Source organism: Streptomyces sp. CRCS-T-1, assembly GCF_024442335.1.
In the GTDB taxonomy this organism is placed as follows: domain Bacteria; phylum Actinomycetota; class Actinomycetes; order Streptomycetales; family Streptomycetaceae; genus Streptomyces; species Streptomyces koelreuteriae.
On the sequence record NZ_CP101651.1, the window covers coordinates 8,022,533 to 8,040,326 of the forward strand.

The window sequence follows — 17,794 nt, forward strand, 5'->3', positions numbered from 1 at the left end:
GCTCCGCCTCCTACGACGACACCAAGCTGTGGGTCACCGCCCTCGCGCTCGCTGTCGCGTCCCGCTGGGAAGGAACGTCCAGCCACGCGGTCGACCCCGGGTGGGTCCCCACCCGGATGGGCGGTCGCGGCGCCCCGGACGACCTGACCGCCGGGCATCAGACCCAGGTGTGGCTCGCCACGCACTCCGACACGACCCCGAGCACCGGCGGCTACTGGTACCACCAGCGGGTATAGACACCCCACCCCGCCGCGCGGGACGAAGCGTTCCAGGCCCGCCTCATCGAGACCCTGGAGCGCCTCACAGGCGTCCCGCTCGGCTGACCACGCCCCTCATGGCCCGCCGCCGTCCGCCGGGCCCCCGGCGACGACCCCCGGCCGCCGTTCCCCCACCCGCGTCGCCTGCTCGAAGGCGTGCCCCGCCCTCAGCACGGCGGCGTCGCCCCGGTGCGGCCCCACCACCTGGAGCCCGACCGGCAGCCCGGAAGGGGTGAAACCGGCCGGGACCGACAGGGCCGGGCAGCCGGTCATCGTGATCAGGTAGGCCGAGCGCATCCAGTCCAGATAGGTCTCCATCGCCGTGCCGTCCACGGAGGCGGGGTAGGACAGCTCGACGTCGAAGGGCGCGACCTGGCTGACCGGCAGCAGCAGGACGTCGTACGACGCGAAGAACTCACGCACCCGGTGGAAGAGCGCGGCCCGCAGCAGCTCGGCGCGGCCCAGGTCCGGGCCCGTCAGCTTGCGGCCCTCCTCGATGTTCCACACCACGTCCGGGGCCATGCGGTGCCGGTGCTCGCCCAGCAGGGGCCCGTAGGCGAGCTCCATCTGCCAGGCGCGCTGGACGAGAAAGGCCTCGTCGGCACCGGACAGGTCGGGGCAGGCATCCTCGACCTCGCAGCCCAGCGCGCCGAACACCTCCACCGCGCCCCGCACCACGTCCCGCACCTCCGGGTCGACGGGCACGCTCCCGCCGAGGTCGGGCGACCAGGCGACCCGCAGGCCACGGATGTCGCCGTCGAGCGGGCCCGCGAAGGCGGAACCCGGTGTGTCGAGGGCGAGTGGGCTGCGCGGGTCCGGTCCGGCGAGGACGGACAGCATCAGCGCGACGTCCCGCACCGTGCGCGCCATGGGGCCCTTCACCGACAGCTGCCCCCAGGGCGCCTTGTCGGGCCAGGACGGGACCCGGCCGGGGGAGGGCCGCAGCCCGACCACGTTGTTGAAGGACGCGGGGTTGCGCAGGGAGCCCCCGGTGTCGCTGCCGTCGGCGAGCGGCTGCATGCCGCAGGCCAGGGCGGCCCCGGCGCCGCCGCTGCTGCCGCCCGCGCTGCGCGAGAGGTCGTAGGGGTTGCGGGTCGCGCCGAAGACCGGGTTGACGGTGTGGGAACCCATGCCGAGTTCGGGCACATTGGTCTTGCCGAGTGTGATGGCCCCGGCACCCTTGAGGCGTTCGACGACCAGATGGTCCCGGGTGGGGACGTGGTCGGCGAAGACGGGTGAGCCGTACGTCGTGCGGATGCCCGCCGTGTCGTGGAGGTCCTTGTGCGCGACGGGCAGCCCGTGCAGAGGTCCGACCTCCGCCCCCGAGGCGAGCCGCTCGTCCGCCTCCGCCGCCTCCTCCAGCGCCCGGTCGGCGACGAGCGTGACGATCGCGTTCACCGACGGATTGACCCGGTCGACGCGTTCGAGGTGGGCGGTGACGACCTCACGCGCGGACACCTCGCGGCGGCGCAGGGCGTCGGCGAGGTCGGTCGCGGTGGTGAAGCACAGGTCGGCGGGGTTCACAGTCCTCCCAGGGTTTGCTTGATCTGGACCGCGGCGAGCACCCCGAACAGCACGAAGGAGCTCGACAGCAGCACGTTGGAGACGGTCTTGTTGCGGTACGGCTGGCGCAGGCCGCGCTTGTTGAGCAGTACCAGCAGCGCCCCGGACAGCAGCGGCAGGACGAGGGAGCCCACGGCCGCGTAGGCGAGCACCAGCGGGACCGGCTTGCCCACGAAGGTCACCGCCACGGACGTGACCGCGCAGTACAGGACGAACAGGCGGAACGGACGGCTACGCTGGCCCATGTGCCGCTCGGCCTCGGTGTCCGGCATCCCGCGCAGGGTGCGCAGCGAATCGGCCAGCAGATAGCACAGGGCGTTGAAGCCGCCGACCAGGGCGCTCAGGGTCACGAGGAAGAAGGTGCCCAGGAACAGCACCCGTGCCACCGACCCGAGGTCCGCGCCGAGCGGTTCGGCCAGCGCGGCCAGCCCGTCGTTGCCGGTGATCGTCCGGCCGCTGCCGTACAGCAGTCCGGTCCCCACGATCGAGGTGCACACCACGAACAGGAACGTGACCCCGTAACTCACCGCCGTGTCCGCCCGCATGACGGGCAGCCAGCTCCGGTGCTGCCAGCCCTTCTCCCGCAGCCAGTAGCTGTACGAGGCGACCCCGGCCGTGCCGCCCACCCCGCCGACCAGGGCCAGCACGGTGACCACATCGCCCTCCGGCAGCCGCGGCCGCAGCGAGGACATCAGGGCGGACGGGTCGTCCAGGGTGACGAGCGTGACCACGGCCAGGACGACCATGCCGACGAACTTGGCCAGCATGAACCCGCTCATCACCCGTTCGAACAGCGCGTACCGGCCCACGTACACGAGCCCGGCCGACGCCAGCGCGATCACCACGGCCAGTGGCCTCAGCGGCAGCGCGGGGAACAGTGTCGTCAGCGCGAGCGAGGCCACCGAACTCAGGGCCGCCCCGTACAGCAGCCCGATGACCAGCACGAACGCGAAGAAGGCGGACGGCAGCCAGCGGGCGGCGGCGCGCAGGCTCGCGATCACGGTCAGACCGCTCCCCAGATACAGGCGCCCCACCGCCTCGGTCAGCGCGTACTTGAGGACGACACCCACCAGGATCGCCCACAGCAGGGCCATGCCGTAGCCCGCCGCGCCCGCCAGCGAGGTCACCATGTCGCCCGCGCCCACACTGGTGGCGGCGAGGACGAGACCCGGACCGAGGACGGCCAGCCGCCCGCGCCGGGAGACGGGGGCGAGCGGGGGCGCGGTCGCCTCGTGGTGAGGGGGACTTCCAGGAGTCGCGGTCACGTCGGCCACCTCCGTATGCGATCCGGGCTTCCCGGCAGAGTGGGGCAGGCTGACGGAAGGGAACAACGATCCCTGTGAAATCGACGGAATCGGCCATACGCTCAGGCCGATGGACGCACCGCACCCCGGATTCGTGGCCGATTCGCTGGACCGGCGCATCATCAGCGCGCTGCAGATCGACGGCCGTGCCTCCTGGCACCGCATCGCGACGGCCCTCGGCGAACCGGAACGCACCGTCGTCCGCCGGGGCACCCGCCTGCTGGACTCCGGGCTCGTACGGATCGGCGCCATGGTGGTGCGCGGCCGCAGCACTGTGATCGGCGTGCGCTGCGCACCCGGCCAGGCCCGCGTCGTCGCCACCGCGCTGGCACGCCGACCCGACTGCGTCTTCGCCCATGTCCTGACCGGGACCTGGGACTGTGTCGCGGAGGTGCAGTGCCCCCGCGACCGGCTCGCGGGACTTGTGACGGACGAGCTTCCGGGCCTGCCGGGGGTCGTCCGGACCCTGACGCTGCCGGTGCTGCGCCATGCGCGGACGATCCGCGAGTGGCACGCCGGCCTGCTCACCGAGACCGAGATCGCCGCACTGGCCGAGGGCACGCCCGCGAGCACCCCCGCCGCGTCGGCGGACCTCATGCCCGCCCACGACGGCACCGAACTCACCCGCTCCGACCGTCTGTTGGTGAACACCCTGGCCGAGGACGGGCGGTGCACCTACGACGAACTGGCGCGGGTCTCCGGGGTGTCCGAGGCCACGGCCCGACGCCGGCTGGGCGCCCTGCGCCGCCAGGGGCGCGTCCGCGTCCGGGCCGTGATCGAACCGGTGCTGCTCGGGCTGCCGGTGGAGGCCGTGCTGTGGGTACGGGCCGTCCCGGCGGGGGTCGAGAGGGTCGCGGCGGCGCTCGCCGAGTCCCCGCACGTCCGGTACGTCAGCTTCGTCACCGGCGAACGCCAACTGCTCGCCCTCACCGCCTTCCCGGACGAGGCGGCCCTCCACGACTTCGTGACGCGCTCCCCATGGCTGGACCAGGCGGCGTCCGTGGATGTGTCGATGGTCCTCGGATCCCTGAAGCGGGGCGGGATGCTCGCACCGTGGCTCACAGCATCACATGCTTGACCTGCGTGTAGTCGAGCAGACCGGTGAGCGACAGGTCGCTGCCGTACCCGGAGTGGCGTACACCGCCGTGGGGCATCTCCGACACCGTCGTGCCATGGGTGTTGACCCAGACGATGCCGGTCCGCAGCGCGCGGCTCGCCCGCATGGCCCGATCGTGGTCGCGGGTCCAGACACTCGCCGCGAGCCCCTGGGGCACGCCGTTGGCCAGGCGGAAGGCCTCGGACTCGTCGGCGAAGGGCTGGACGGTGACGACCGGGCCGAACACCTCGCCCCGTACGATCTCGTCCTCCTGCCGTGCCCCGGCGACCACCGTGGCCTGATGGAAGTACCCGGGGCGGGACAGAGCCGTGCCGCCGGTGACGATCTCGGCGTGGGCCGGAAGATGGTCCAACAGACCGCGTACATGGGTGAGTTGAGCGGCATTGGCGAGCGGGCCGAACGCCGCCTGTTCGTCATCCGGCGCTCCGGGCCGTCGGTCGGCCGCCCGGTCGGCGAAGCGGGCCAGGAAGCCGTCGTGGATCCGACGGTCGACCAGGATCCTGGTCGCGGCCGTGCAGTCCTGCCCCGCGTTGTAGAAGGACAGCGACGACAACTGCTCCACCGCGTCGTCGAGATCGGCGTCCGCGTGGATCAGCACCGGCGCGTTGCCGCCGAGTTCCAGGTGCAGCCGCTTGAGGTCGCCGGCCGCCGCCGCGGCGATCTCCTGCCCCGCCCGCACACTGCCCGTGACGGCCACCAGCCTGACGTCGGGATGGCCGACGAGGGACCGCCCGGTGTCGCGGTCGCCGCACACGACGTTGAGCACCCCTGACGGCAGATGCTCGGCGCCCAGCCGGGCCAGGAGCACCGCTGAGGACGGCGTGGTGTCGGACGGCTTCAGGACGACCGTGTTGCCGGCGGCCAGCGCCGGGGCGATCTTCCACACGGCCATCATCAGCGGATAGTTCCACGGGGTGATCTGGGCACAGACGCCGACCGGCTCGCGCCGCAGCACGGAGGTACGGCCTGGCGTGTACTCGGCGGCCGCGGCGCCCGGCAGATTGCGGGCGGCTCCCGCGAAGTACCGCAACACATCCACGATCGCGGGCAGTTCGTCACCCAGGAACAAGGCGCGCGGCTTTCCCGTGTCGGCCACCTCGGCGTCCGCCACCGCACCGGCCTCCCGCTCCAGCGCGTCGGCGATCCGCAGCAGCGCTGCCTGCCGCTGCGCCGGAGTCGTCACCGACCAGCCGGGGAAGGCCTCTTCGGCCGCCCGGCAGGCCGCGTCCACGTCCTCGGGGCCGGAGAGCGGGGCCGTGCCGTGCGCGAGTCCGGTGGCCGGGTCGATCAGGCGCAGGGTGGCGCCGGAGACGGCCGGTATCTCCTTGCCGCCGATGTGGTTGAGGACGATCGTGAAGCGGTCGTTGTCAGCCACGGCGCAGTGCCTCCTCGGCGGCGGCGCGGCCGGTGCGGACGGCGCCCTCCATGTATCCGGCGACCCACTGGTCGGAGCCGCAGACGTAGAACGGCGGTTCATGGGTGCCGTGCAGCGGGCCGACCGCCATGACCTCGCCCGGCGGCCACTGGGTGACATAGCCCTGGGTCCACGGGTCGGTGCCCCACAGCCGCAGATGGCACGCGCTCGGGCGGAGCGCCTCGTCGCCGAACATGCCCGCCATCTCGGCGAGCAGCTCGGGGGTGCGCAGGTGCGGCGGGGTGCCGAGCAGGACGCCGTAGCGCTCGGGCGGGATCAGAGCCGACAGGACGCCCTCGTTCTGCGGCCAGGTGCTGCCCAGGACGCCCTCGGCCTCGGACAGGCCGTTCAGATCGGCCTCCCGCCAGAAGGGACGGTCGTAGACAGCGGCGAACTTCGCCGCCGTCGCGTGGCGTTGGCGGTGCAGTGAGGCGAGCCGGGCCTCGCTCACCCCGCTGATCGCGACGGACCGCAGCGGGCCCACCGGGAGGGCGCTCACCACGGCCGTCGCGGTGAGGACCTCGCCGGTGACCAGGCGTACGGCGCAACGGTCGGGGCGGACGTCCAGGGCGGCGACGGGGGAGCCGAGCCGGATACGCGGACCGAGTTCGCGACCCATGACCTCCGCGAGCGTGGCCGAGCCGTCGGCCAGGCGCAGCCCCTCCCAGTCCTCGTAGTCGTAGTCGCCCGTGCCCGACCCGGGGACCGCCGCGCTCTTGCGCAGCGCCGCCAGCAGGGAGACCCGCTCGTAGGAGCCGCCGGCCAGGGCGAGTTGGCCGATGTCCCACAGACGTACCACGGCGGGTGTGGCCTGCCGGGAGCGCAGCCAGTCGGCCACCGACAGCCGGTCCAGGGCGGTCGCCTCCGGATGCGACCACGGGTCGTCCGGGTCGACGGTGGCGGAGAGAGCCGTGAACTCGGCGCCCATGCGCTCGTGCAGGGCCGGGTCGCCGGGGCCGAACCAGTGCGGCGGGTCGCCCGCCGAGCTGCCCTCCGGGGTGGCCCGGGTCATGCGGCCGGGTTCGGCGACATAGCTGGGGACCAGCCTCAGCCCGAGTTCCTCGGCGAGCCGGAGATAGGCGGTGTGCCCGCGGCCGACGACCTCACCGCCCAGCTGGACGGTACGGCCGTCGGACGTACGGGTCTGCTCCACCCGGCCGCCGACCCGGTCGCGGGCCTCCAGGACGAGCACGTCGGTGCCGGCGGCGGCCAGGTCCCGGGCGGCGGCGAGCCCGGCGAGTCCGGCCCCGAGCACGATCACGTCGTGATGCATGGGTTCGCTTTCTTCAGAGATGTCGGGGCGTTCAGGCCAGCACCAGACAGTGCTCCGGCCGCCAGCCGAACTCCACCGTCTCGCCGCCGCACCAGCGGTCCTCCATGCGCGCCCGGTCCGTGTTCTGCTCCAGCACCGACAGCGTGACGCCCGGGGCGAGTTCGATCAGATAGGTCGTGGTCGGGCCGCTGTAGACGGTCTCGCGGATGACACCGCTCAGCATCGACATACCGGCCTCGAAGTCCGAGAGCCAGATCTTCTCGGGGCGCACGGACACGCTCACGGCGGTGCCGTCCGCGATCTCGGAACGGGAGCCGACGGGCAGCGCCGGGCCCTTCTCCAGCGTCACCTCACCGCCCCGGTAGGTGCCGGTCATCAGGTTGGAGGTGCCCATGAAGGAGGCGACGAAGCTGGTGGCGGGATGCTCGTAGATGTCCTCGGGGGTGCCGCACTGCTCGATGCGGCCCCCGTTCATCACGGCGATCCGGTCGGACATGGTCAGCGCCTCGTCCTGGTCGTGGGTGACGAAGACGAAGGTGATGCCGACCTCGCGCTGGATCTGCTTCAGCTCCACCTGCATCTGCCGGCGCAGCTTCAGATCGAGGGCGGCCAACGGCTCGTCGAGGAGCAGGACGGCCGGACGGTTGACCAGCGCGCGGGCCAGCGCGACACGCTGCCGCTGACCGCCGGAGAGCGTCCCGGGCTTGCGGTCGGCCAGCCCGGCGAGCTGGATCAGCTCCAGCATCTCCCCGACCCGCCGCCGGATCTCCGCCCGGTCGACGCCCTTGCGCTTGAGGCCGAAGCCCACGTTGTCGGCGATGCTCAGATGGTCGAAGAGGGCGTAGCTCTGGAAGACCGTGTTGACGTTGCGCTTGTTCGGCGGCAGCGCCGTCACGTCCTCGCCGCCGAGCAGCACCGCTCCCTCGGTGGGATCGCTGAACCCGCCGATCATGCGCAGCGTGGTCGTCTTGCCGCAGCCGGACGGGCCCAGCAGGGAGAAGAAGGCGCCGGTCTCGATGTCGAGATCGAGCTGGTGGACGGCGTAGGAGTCGGCGAACTGCTTGGAGACGCCGTCGAGCCGGACGGCGGGGGTCGCGTCCATGGGTCACTTCCCGGAGAAGAGGTCGAGGCCGCCGCGGCGGCCGAAGAGGCGCGGGATGAACAAGGCCAGGGCGATCAGGGCGATGGATCCCGCGAGCATCAGGGTGCCGACCGCGTTGATGGTGGGCTGCACCCCGAAACGGATCGCCGAGTAGATCCGCACCGACAGCGGCTGCGGGTCGACGCCGGTGGTGAAGTAGGCGAGCACGAAGTCGTCGAAGACCAGCGCGAAGATCAGCACGGCACTCGCCAGCACCGCGGGCAGGAGCGCCGGAAGCGTCACCAGCCGGACCGCCTGCCACCGTGTGGCGCCGAGGTCCATCGCGGCCTCCTCCACCTCCGGGTTGAGCGCGGCGACCCGTGAGCGCAGGACGACCGTGACGTAGGAGATGGAGAAGGTGATCTCGGCGAGCATCACCGTGCCCGTGGACAGCGGCACACCCAGGCCCTTGAAGAGCAGCATCGACGCCACGCCCGTGACGATCTCCGGCGTGATCAGCGGCACCAGCATGACCAGGCCGGCCAGCGAGCCCAGCCGGGTGCGGCACCGGACCAGGCCGAGCGCGAGCGCCACCCCGAGGAGCAGCGAACCGGCCATCGCCACCAGGGAGATCCGCAGGCTGGTGCCCAGGGAGGCGAGGAGGACCTCGTCGTGGGCGAAGGCGCGGTACCAGCGCAGGCTGAAACCGTCGAACACCGTCAGCGACTTCTGGGAGTTGAAGGAGAACAGCGCCACCACGGCGATGGGCAGATAGAGCAGCGCGAAGAACAGACCGGTGACCGCGATGAGGACGCGGGGCCTGCGGTGGGCCCGGCCGCGCCGTGCGGGGGTCCGGGCGGCCGGACGGGCCGGGGCGGTGGGGGAGGGGAGCCGGAGCAGGGTCATCGGCGGGCCTCCGCCTCGTCCTTGCGGGTCCGCCGCAGATAGCCGAGCATCCCGATCAGCAGGACCAGCATCAGCAGCATGGTGAGGGCGGAGCCGAGCGGCCAGTTCTGGCCCTGGAAGAACTTGTCCTGGATGAGGTTGCCGATCATGATCTGGTCCGGGCCTCCCATGAGCTGTGCGCTGACGAAGTCACCCATCGCGGGCAGGAAGACCAGGACGAGCCCGGCCGCCGCGCCCTGCCGGGTGGCGGGCAGGGTGACGAAGAAGAAGGTGCGGACCGGGCCGCCGTACAGATCGCGGCCGGCCTCGATGAGGGAGACGTCGAGGCGTTCCAGCGCCGCGTACAGCGGGATGATCATGAAGACGACGAAGCCGTACACGAGCCCCGCGACCACGCCGAAGCCGCTGTGGAGGATCTTCGTGCCGGCGTCGGCGATACCCACCGCGCGCAGCGTGCGCAGCACGGGCCCGTCGTCGGAGAGGACCACCGACCAGCCGTACATCCGCACCAGGTAGTTGGCGAAGAACGGCACCACGATCGCGGCGATCAGCGCGTGCTTGTACCGCCCGCCGTGCAGGGCGATGGTGTACGCCACCGGATAGGCGATCAGCAGACAGACCACGCAGGTCAGCAGCGCGTAGCCGAGGGAGCGGGCCAGGACCTCGGTGTAGGCGGGGTCCGCGAGGGCGCGCACACCGGCGAGGTCGAAGCCGAAGCGCGGGTTGCCCAGCTCGTCGGTGGTGCCGACCGCGAGGACGCCGACGAGGACCAGTGAGGCGATCAGGAAGCCGGTCATCCAGATGGTGCCGGGCAGCATGAGCCAGGTCCAGACGCGGGTGCCGTCGGTATCCCGGCGGCGGGGGCGGGAGGAGGGGCGGAGCGGTGCCATGTCTCAGCCCGCCTTCACATGGGTCCAGGCGGCGTCGCGGGCGTCCTCCGCCGCGCGGCCGCCGTTGCGGAAGAACAGGTCGGCCTTCAGATCGGCCTCGGTGACGAGGCACTCGGGGAAGGGCTCGACCAGGTCGGCGTAGACCTTCTCGGCGCCCGCGACCGGCATCGGGTAGCCGATGTACTCGATGTTCCGCTTCACGTTCTCCGGCCGCAGCATGTAGTCGATGAACAGCATCGCGGTGCCGGGGTGGGGCGCGTTCCAGGGGATGGCGTAGCAGTCGGAGTTGATCGGCGAGCCCTCCTTGGGGGCCTGGAAGCCGAACACCGACGGGTCCTCGGCCTGGTTGAGCATGGCGGCCATGTCGCCGCTCCAGGCCTGCTGGATCAGCGCGTTGCCGTTGAGGAGGTTGTTGTAGCTGTCGCTGGAGAAGCCGCGCAGCCGCGGTCGCAGGGTGCCCAGCAGGGAGGTGATCCGGTCGAGGTCGCCGGTGTCACCGGAACTGACGTCGAGGCCGAGCGCGAGGGCGCCCATGCCGAGCACCTCGTCGCGGTCGTCCAGCAGGAAGACCTTGCCCTTGCCCCTGTCGCTCCACAGGTCCTTCCAGCTGTCGGCGAGTTCACCGATCCGGTCGCGACGCCAGCCGATACCGGTCTTGTACGCCGTGAAGGGCACCGTGTGCGCCGAGCCGGGGTCGTACCAGGGGTCGGCGAAGTAGTCGTAGGTGCCGAACACGGCGCGGGCGTTGGTGAGCCGGGAGTGGTCGATACGGCGCAGCCGGCCGCCGCGGACCAGGCGCTGGGCCCATTTGGCCGAGGGGAAGACGACGTCGTAGCGGTTGCCGGCGTTGAGCTTGGCGACCATGCCTTCCATCGAGTCGAAGTTCGACTGGACGACCTTGACGCCGTACTCCTTCTCGAAGCCCCTGAACACGGCCGGGTCGACGTAGTCGGCCCAGTTGAAGTAGACGAGATCGCCGTCGACGCGCGGCTCGACCGGAGCGAGCCGGTCGGCGTCGGGTTTCTTCGCGGGCATGAACCCGCAGCCGCCGGCCGCGGCGCCCAGCAGGCCGCAGGCGCCCGCCCGCAGCACGGCGCGACGGGACGGCGGTATTACCTCGGGGGACATGAACGTCCTCTCCGTCGAGGAACGGCACAACTCCAGGGCGGGACCGGCTGGTCGGCTCACTTCAGGCCCTGATTCCGCAGTGATGACCGGTCTGGGGAGGGTGCGTACGCGCGGCTCAGAAGGCGCGCGGTAAGGACGACAGGAGCCGCACGGCGGCGTCGCGCGGATGCGGTGAGTCGGCTGCTCCGAAGGGCCTCACTCGGTGATCCCCTCCAGGTCCTCCCGGACCCGGCGCGCGAACCAGCCGACGGCGGCCTCGCGCTGCGAGAGCGGGCCCGGCTCGAAACCGGGGGTGCCCATCCCGGCCTGCACCCGCTCCACCAGCTCGGCGTCCTCGTCGTTGGTGACCCAGCCGATGTGGATGTTGAGCCGCCGGGCCAGCCGGGTGCGGACGTCCTCGCCGTGCTTGGTGTAGAAGGCGCCGGGGATCGCCGCCCGGTCCTGGGCGGTGGGCAGGGCGGTCCACGCGAGCACGTGGTCAGGGTAGAAGTCGATGAGCGTATTGGGGTAGATCACGGCGTACCGCCACACCCGCCGGTCGGCCTCGGCCAGCCCCGGCATGGGGGTCGCCAGCCGCTGGTAGAGCCGCTCGGTCCAGTTCGAGGACGGCTTGTCGCGCAGCGGGGACTCGAACAGAACGTAGTTCTCCCGCACGTCCACCGTGTACGCCTGGTAGTCGAGCAGTCGCATGAGGGAGGGGTGGGCCACGGGGACGTGGTAGCCCTCCAGATAGTTGTCGACGATCACCTTCCAGTTGGCGTTCTGCTCCTCGCCGCCGGTCAGATCGTGGATGCGGTGCTTGCCGACGGGTACCAGACCGGGCCCCGCGTAGCGGCCGACGGCCTCGGCGAGCCCGGCGCAGGACTCGGAGAGCGGTGTCGCCTCCAGGTCGAGGTTGACGAAGACGAAGCCGAGGAAGGACTCGACATTGACCGGATGCAGGCCCAGCTTGGGCTTGTCCAGGCAGGGGATCCGGCGGGCCTCGGGGGCGCCGACCAGCCGTCCGTCCAGTTTGTAGGTCCAGCCGTGGTACGGGCAGCGGATCGCCTTGCCCGACGGCTCGGGGGCGGAGACCAGGCGGGTGCCGCGGTGCCGGCAGACATTGAGGTGGGCCGCGAGGCCGCCGTCCTCGGTCCGGACGACCAGCACCTCCCGGCCGGCGGCGGTGGCGGTGAGCCGGGCGCCCGGCCCCGGCAGGTCGGACTCGTGGCAGACGAGCTGCCAGGACTTGGCGAAGATCCGCTCGGTCTCGGCCTCGGCGACGGCCGGATCGGTGTAGTAGCGGGCGGGCAGCGCTTCCCCGGGGTGCTCGAGCGGCGACTCCGGTGGGGACGAGGCGAGGCTCTCTGCCCGGGTGGTCGAGGGGTGCATGGGGTCCTCCTCCGCGCCGCTGCGGCGGCGATGGGCGGTGAGGCTGTGGCCGGTGCGGCGCCAGGAGCTGCCGCGATCGGCTGACTGATTGGTTAGTCAGACTGGGACCACCGCGGAGGCAAGTCAAGACTTGTGGGCTGACTAATTGGTTAGTTAGTCTCGTGGCAGGCGGCTGGCCGGGATCCGACGACGGATGCCCAGGCATACCCCGCCCCCGTACAGCTTCCCCGCCCCTCTCCTCACGGCGCCGGAGCATCCCCACTCCCGTCATCGCCGCGCCACCCCCGTCTGCGGACCACCCGGAGACGGCGCGACCCCGGAGGCACGCATGAGCGATCGCCGAAGTCTGGTTTGGCTCGGCCTCACGCCCGAGCCCGAACAGGAGCTGCCCACCGCGGTGGCCGCCTTGCGGGCCCGGGCGGACGGCCGCCCGCCGTCGCCCCTCGTCGCCGCCGAGCGACAGCGGGTCGAGCGGCTGGTGCTGCGCGGCACACAGCGTGGCTGGCTGCGCTACCTGCGCGAAGTCACGGATCTGGTCGTCGAGGCGGCGGGATCCCGGACCGCCGACCCGGGGGCGGCCGTGCTGGCCGGAGAGGTCGTCCTCGACCACCACCGCATGCTGATCGGCCTGCCCGGCGCCGGCTACGAGCGCACCGCCGTACAGCGGCGAGAGCTGGAGGGGGCGCTGGTCCGGCTGAGGTCTCGCGAACCCCTGGGACACTCCGAGCTCGGGAGCACCCTGTGACCGGCGTGATCTCCCTCCTCCCCGAACACGTCCTGATCCCGCCGTCCACCGGCGCCGAGGGCCTCTCCCGGTATCTCGCCGGGGGCGGCTACGCGCCGGTGCCCGAGCCCGACCGGTTGCTCGACCTGATCGGCGCGGCGGGACTGCGCGGCCGGGGCGGCGCCGGATTCCCCGCCGCCGTCAAGCTCCGCGCCGTCCGTGACGCACCGGGCCCGCACGTCGTCGTCGCCAACGGCGAAGAGGGCGAACCAGGCTCTGTCAAGGACCGCTGGCTGCTGCGCCACCGGCCGCACGCGGTCCTGGACGGACTGCGGCTGGCCGCCGCCGTCACCCGGGCGGGACGCGGCTGTGTGTACCTCTCCGACGACCCGGCCGAGCAGGCGGTCCGGCGCGCGCTCGCCGAGCGGCCCTCCGACCTGCCCGTGGACGTCGTACGGACGGAGCACACCTACGTGGCGGGGGAGGAGACGGCGGTCGTACGACGGATCGACGGCGGTCCTGCCCTGCCCACCGCGAAACCACCGCGCCCGTTCGAAAGCGGGGTCGGCGGTGCGCCCACCCTCGTCGCCAATGTGGAGACCCTGGCCCGTATCGCGCTGATCCACGCGCGGCCCGACGCCACGGACCTCGTCGCCGGTGCACAGCTGGTGACCCTCTCGGGTGCCGGGGACGCCGCGCTCGTCGAGGTGCCCGCCGGTACGCATCTGAAGGTCCTCGCCGACCTCCGCGGATACGGCAGGGCGGAAGCGGTCCTGCTGGGCGGCCTGTTCGGCGGTCTGTACGGCGAGGGCTGGACGGACCTGCCGCTCGATCACGACCAGATGCGCGCGGCCGGGGGTGCGCTCGGGTGCGGAGCGCTGTACTTCACCGGTCCGCGCGACTGCCCGCTCGCCGTGGCCGTGGAGGCCGTCTCCTATCTCGCGGCCCAGAGCGCCCGGCAGTGCGGGGTGTGCGTCTCCGGCACCGGGGCGCTGGCCGACACCCTCGCGGCGGTCGCACGCGGCGAGGCCGGCGATGACGCGGTCGGCAAGCTGCGCCGCTGGTCGGAGCAACTGCCCGGCCGCGGGGCCTGCGGGCTGCTCGACGCCGCCGCCCGGATCGCGGGCACCCTCCTCACCCACTTCCCGGACCGGATCGACACCCACCACCGCCCCGGCTGCCCCGCCTGCGCGGGCGCCGCACCCGAGGACGGGCGCCGCTTCACCGTGCCGGTGCCCTGAGCCATACCCCGCTCTTCCCTTACGTCCCCCGGCCCCCGCCGCTCCGAAAGGACCCGCCGTGAAACTCCTGCTGGACTCGACCCGCTGCCATGGCTACGGCCTCTGCCAGGAACCCGCACCCGAGCTGATCGAGCTCGACGAGTGGGGCTACGCGCAGGTCCGCCCGGCCGAGGTGTCGCACGGCGACGAGGACGCCGCCGAGGCCGCCGTCGCCGCCTGCCCCAACTCCGCGCTGCGACTGGAGAAGTGACATGGGACGCGACCTCTCCGCCCTCTTCGACCCCGTCTCCGTCGCCGTCGTCGGAGCCAGCGACGACCCGGCCAAGTACGGCCACGCCATCGCCGCCCAGGCCGTCCGTGCAGGCGGCCGGCGCCCCGTGCACATGGTCAACCGCCGTGGCGGCACGGTGCTCGGCCGCACCGTCGCCCCCAGCCTCAGCGCCATCGGCGAACCCGTCGACCTGGCGGTGGTCTCCGTGCCCGCCGCCGGTTTCGAGGACGCCGTCGACGAGGCCCTGCGGTGCGGGGCCCGGGCGATCGTCGCGATCACCGCCGGCTTCGCCGAGACCGGCGAGGCGGGCCGGACACGGCAGCAGGCCGTCGCCGAACGCGTCCGCGCCGCCGGTGCCGTGATGGTCGGCCCCAACTGCCTGGGGATCGCCGACAACACCACCGACCTCTTCCTGGCCTCCGACACCTTCACCCCGGGCGGTGTCGCGCTGCTCAGCCAGAGCGGCAACCTCGCCCTCGAACTCCAGCTCCGCTTCCGCCCGCACGGCCTCGGCTTCTCCCGGTTCGTGTCGCTCGGCAACCAGGCCGACGTCACCCTCGTCGACCTGCTCGCCGACTGCGCCCGCCACGAGGGCACCCGGGCCATCGCGGTCTACGCCGAGGACTTCGGCGACGGACGCGCCTTCGCCGAGGCCGCCGCCGACGCCGGAAAGCCGGTGGTGCTCCTCACCGCCGGGCGCGGGGACGCCTCCGCGCGCAGCGCGCAGTCGCACACCGGCGCGCTCACCACCTCGGCCGATGTGGTGAGCGCGGCCTGCCGGGACGCCGGTGTGGAACTGGTCGCCACCCCGCGTGAACTCACCGTCGCGTTGGCCGCGTTGGGCGGTGGACGCCGGGCGGCCGGAGACCGGGTGGCCGTACTCACGGACGGCGGCGGGCACGGCGTCGTCGCCGCCGACGCCGTGGAGGCGGCCGGGCTGGCCGTGCCCGAACTCCGGGAGCCGACCAGGCGACAGCTCCGCGAAGCCCTCTGGGAGCCGTCGGCCGTCGTCAACCCGGTGGACCTCGCCGGGATGGGCGAGCAGGACCCCGGCTCGTACGCCGAGACCGTCGATGCCCTCCTGGCGGCCGAGGAGGTCGACGCCGTGCTGATGACCGGCTACTTCGGCGGCTACGCGGCCGCCGGAGGCGGTCTCGGCGGTGGCGGTGCGGCGCTCGCGGCCGGGGAACAGGACGCCGCGCGCCTCATCGCCGCCCGGCACCGGGCCACCGCCAAACCCATCGTGGTGCAGTCGATGTACCCCGAGTCCCCGAGCTGCCGCACGCTCGCCGCCGCCGGCATACCGGTCTTCGCCGCCACCGAGGACGCGGCCCGCGCCCTCGCCGCGACCGCTCCCGTCGGCCGCCGCACCGGGGTCACACCGCTGCCCCGGCCGGCGTCCCCGCTGCGCGAGAGCGGCTACCTGGAGACCCGCAGAGCCCTGGAGGAAGCCGGACTCGCCTTCCCCGCCGCCCGCGAGGTCCACGACGAGGCCGAACTCCACGCAGTCACAGAGGAGTTCGGAGGGCCGTACGTCCTCAAGGCCCTCCACCTCCTGCACAAGTCCGACGCCGGGGGAGTGGCACTCGGCCTGGCCGGGCCCGGCGAACTGCTCGCCGCCTTCCGCGAGATGCGTGCCCGGCTCGGTGCCTCCTCCTACTCCGTGGAGGCCATGGCCGACCTGACCGACGGCATCGAGCTGATCGTGGGCGTCAACCGGGACCCCCGCTTCGGCCCCGTCGCCATGGTGGGCCTGGGCGGTGTGCTGGCGGAGGCTCTGCACGACGTCGCCTTCACCCTCGCCCCCGTCTCCGCCGACCGGGCCGAGACCCTGCTGCGCGGACTGCGCACCGCCGCTCTGCTCGACGGGGTGCGGGGCAAGCCACCCGTCGACGTCGTCGCCGCCGCGAAGGCCGTCGAGACGATCACGGCGTTTGCCGCCGCCCACCCGGAGATCGCCGAGATCGAGGTCAACCCCCTGCTCGTACGCCCCGACGGCGTGCTCGCCCTCGACTCCCGAGCCGTACTCGCCTGACCCCACTGGAAGAGGCCCCCATGGACCTGCGCTACACCCCCGAGCAGACCGATCTGAAGCGTCGCGCCGCCGACTACGCACGGCTGCTCATGCGCTACGAGGACCAGTCCGAGCAGGCGGGCGGCCCGCTGCCGCAGCAGCTCGTGACCGAACTGACCCGGGCCGCCATGGACGCCGGCGTCTACGCCATCAACATGCCCGCCGAATGGGGCGGCGCCGGGCTCAGCCTGCTCGACCAGGTCATCGTCGAGGAGGAGTTCGGCAAGGTCACCAACTGCCTGTGGGACATCCCCTGGCGGCCCGCCAACGTCCTGGCCTACGGCGACGAGCGGCAGCGCGAGAAGTACCTGCTGCCCGTGATCCGCGCGGAGAAGTTCGACGCGTTCGCGGTGACCGAGCCGGGCGCGGGATCCGACCCGTCCTCCGGCACCTCCACGGCCGACCGCACCGACGGCGGCTGGGTGCTCAACGGCGAGAAGTGGTTCGTCACCTGCGGCGACATCGCCGACTTCCTGCTGGTGCAGGCGGACGCCGGACCCGAGCGGCAGCCCACCCTGTTCTTCGTGGACCGGGCCGCGCCCGGCGTCGAGATGACCCGGGTGCCGCACTTCATGCACTCCGCCGTCAACGGGCACCCCGAGTTCACCTTCACCGACGTCTTCGTGGCCGACGAGGACGTGCTCGGCGGCGTCGGCAACGGCTACGAGCTGACCAAGGAATGGTTCACCGACGAACGCCTGATGATCGCGGCCCGGACCGTCGGCGCGGCCGAGCGTGCCCTGCGACTCGCCCGTGACTGGGCCGTGGAGCGCGAGCAGTTCGGGGCGCCCATCGCCTCGTACCAGCTGATCCAGGGCATGCTCGCGGACTGCGCCGTGGACATCGCCGTCAACCGCGCCTACACCCACCAGGTCGCCTGGGAGGCCGACCAGCCCGGCACCGACCGCAAGACGCTGCACGCCAAGGCCTCCACCGCCAAACTCGCCGCCAGCGAGGCCGCCGGCCGGGTCGCCGACCGCTGTCTGCAGATCTTCGGCGGCCGGGGCTACGACCGCACCTACCCCGTCGAGCGCATGTACCGCGAACTGCGCGTCGACCGGATCTGGGAGGGCACCTCCGAGATCCAGCGGCTGATCATCGCCAACGAGCTCATCAAGCGCGGCACCCGCGCCCTCGCCCTGCCCACGCACTGACTCCCCATCCTTCACCAGCGAGGACT

Annotated in this window: 15 protein-coding genes; 6 read left to right on the top strand and 9 right to left on the bottom strand. The window is 72.5% G+C overall.

Translation table 11 applies throughout. The annotated features are described in order from the left end of the window. Window positions 1-332: 332 nt before the first annotated feature. Both NNW99_RS36280 and NNW99_RS36285 read right to left on the bottom strand, forming a co-directional pair. On the bottom strand, window positions 333-1,781 hold the full coding sequence (locus NNW99_RS36280) for an amidase (protein ID WP_215123430.1): 1,449 nt from the start codon (window positions 1,779-1,781) through the stop codon (window positions 333-335). After that, the gene (locus tag NNW99_RS36285) at window positions 1,778-3,085 is read right to left on the bottom strand and encodes an Nramp family divalent metal transporter (protein WP_251058026.1); all 1,308 of its coding nucleotides are present in this window, start codon (window positions 3,083-3,085) and stop codon (window positions 1,778-1,780) included. The genes NNW99_RS36280 and NNW99_RS36285 overlap by 4 nt, the downstream gene beginning before the upstream one ends. A gap of 109 nt (window positions 3,086-3,194) precedes the next feature. Here NNW99_RS36285 and NNW99_RS36290 point away from each other — a divergent pair, with 109 nt between their 5' ends. Beyond that, window positions 3,195-4,202 (top strand): Lrp/AsnC family transcriptional regulator, encoded by a 1,008-nt coding sequence (locus tag NNW99_RS36290; RefSeq protein WP_215123432.1) that lies wholly within the window; start codon window positions 3,195-3,197, stop codon window positions 4,200-4,202. Here the strand turns inward: NNW99_RS36290 and NNW99_RS36295 are convergent. From NNW99_RS36295 to NNW99_RS36325, 7 genes are all read right to left on the bottom strand, one after another. Further along, window positions 4,183-5,616 carry an aminobutyraldehyde dehydrogenase gene (locus tag NNW99_RS36295; protein ID WP_251058027.1) on the bottom strand — a complete coding sequence of 478 codons (1,434 nt, stop codon included), beginning with the start codon at window positions 5,614-5,616 and terminating at the stop codon, window positions 4,183-4,185. The two genes, NNW99_RS36290 and NNW99_RS36295, sit on opposite strands and share 20 nt — an antisense overlap. Then, on the bottom strand, window positions 5,609-6,928 hold the full coding sequence (locus tag NNW99_RS36300; RefSeq protein WP_215123436.1) for an NAD(P)/FAD-dependent oxidoreductase: 1,320 nt from the start codon (window positions 6,926-6,928) through the stop codon (window positions 5,609-5,611). Before NNW99_RS36300 ends, NNW99_RS36295 begins: the two co-directional genes overlap by 8 nt. 31 nt (window positions 6,929-6,959) lie before the next feature. Further along, window positions 6,960-8,030, bottom strand: a complete 1,071-nt coding sequence (locus NNW99_RS36305) for an ABC transporter ATP-binding protein (protein ID WP_215123438.1) — start codon at window positions 8,028-8,030, stop codon at window positions 6,960-6,962. Between the two features lie 3 nt (window positions 8,031-8,033). Continuing rightward, window positions 8,034-8,915, bottom strand: a complete 882-nt coding sequence (locus NNW99_RS36310) for an ABC transporter permease (protein ID WP_251058028.1) — start codon at window positions 8,913-8,915, stop codon at window positions 8,034-8,036. Beyond that, complete coding sequence (locus NNW99_RS36315; protein WP_215123440.1) at window positions 8,912-9,805, bottom strand: ABC transporter permease; 894 nt, start codon at window positions 9,803-9,805, stop codon at window positions 8,912-8,914. Before NNW99_RS36315 ends, NNW99_RS36310 begins: the two co-directional genes overlap by 4 nt. A gap of 3 nt (window positions 9,806-9,808) precedes the next feature. Then, window positions 9,809-10,933 (bottom strand): spermidine/putrescine ABC transporter substrate-binding protein, encoded by a 1,125-nt coding sequence (locus tag NNW99_RS36320; RefSeq protein ID WP_215123442.1) that lies wholly within the window; start codon window positions 10,931-10,933, stop codon window positions 9,809-9,811. 195 nt (window positions 10,934-11,128) lie between these two features. Next, complete coding sequence (locus tag NNW99_RS36325) at window positions 11,129-12,304, bottom strand: aromatic ring-hydroxylating dioxygenase subunit alpha (RefSeq protein ID WP_215123444.1); 1,176 nt, start codon at window positions 12,302-12,304, stop codon at window positions 11,129-11,131. Window positions 12,305-12,632: 328 nt separating this feature from the next. On the opposite strand from NNW99_RS36325, the gene NNW99_RS36330 reads away from it, so the two are divergent. From NNW99_RS36330 to NNW99_RS36350, 5 genes are read left to right on the top strand one after another with little or no spacing between them, the layout of a single operon-like run. After that, window positions 12,633-13,049, top strand: coding sequence for a hypothetical protein (locus NNW99_RS36330; RefSeq protein WP_215123445.1), 417 nt, complete (start codon window positions 12,633-12,635; stop codon window positions 13,047-13,049). Beyond that, window positions 13,046-14,269 carry an NADH-ubiquinone oxidoreductase-F iron-sulfur binding region domain-containing protein gene (locus NNW99_RS36335; protein ID WP_215123447.1) on the top strand — a complete coding sequence of 408 codons (1,224 nt, stop codon included), beginning with the start codon at window positions 13,046-13,048 and terminating at the stop codon, window positions 14,267-14,269. Before NNW99_RS36330 ends, NNW99_RS36335 begins: the two co-directional genes overlap by 4 nt. 58 nt (window positions 14,270-14,327) lie before the next feature. Further along, a complete protein-coding gene (locus tag NNW99_RS36340) occupies window positions 14,328-14,519 on the top strand; it encodes a ferredoxin (protein ID WP_215123448.1) in 192 nt (63 codons plus the stop codon). Window position 14,520: 1 nt separating this feature from the next. Then, a complete protein-coding gene (locus NNW99_RS36345) occupies window positions 14,521-16,575 on the top strand; it encodes an acetate--CoA ligase family protein (protein ID WP_215123450.1) in 2,055 nt (684 codons plus the stop codon). Between the two features lie 20 nt (window positions 16,576-16,595). Next, complete coding sequence (locus NNW99_RS36350) at window positions 16,596-17,768, top strand: acyl-CoA dehydrogenase family protein (protein ID WP_215123452.1); 1,173 nt, start codon at window positions 16,596-16,598, stop codon at window positions 17,766-17,768. Window positions 17,769-17,794 lie beyond the last annotated feature (26 nt).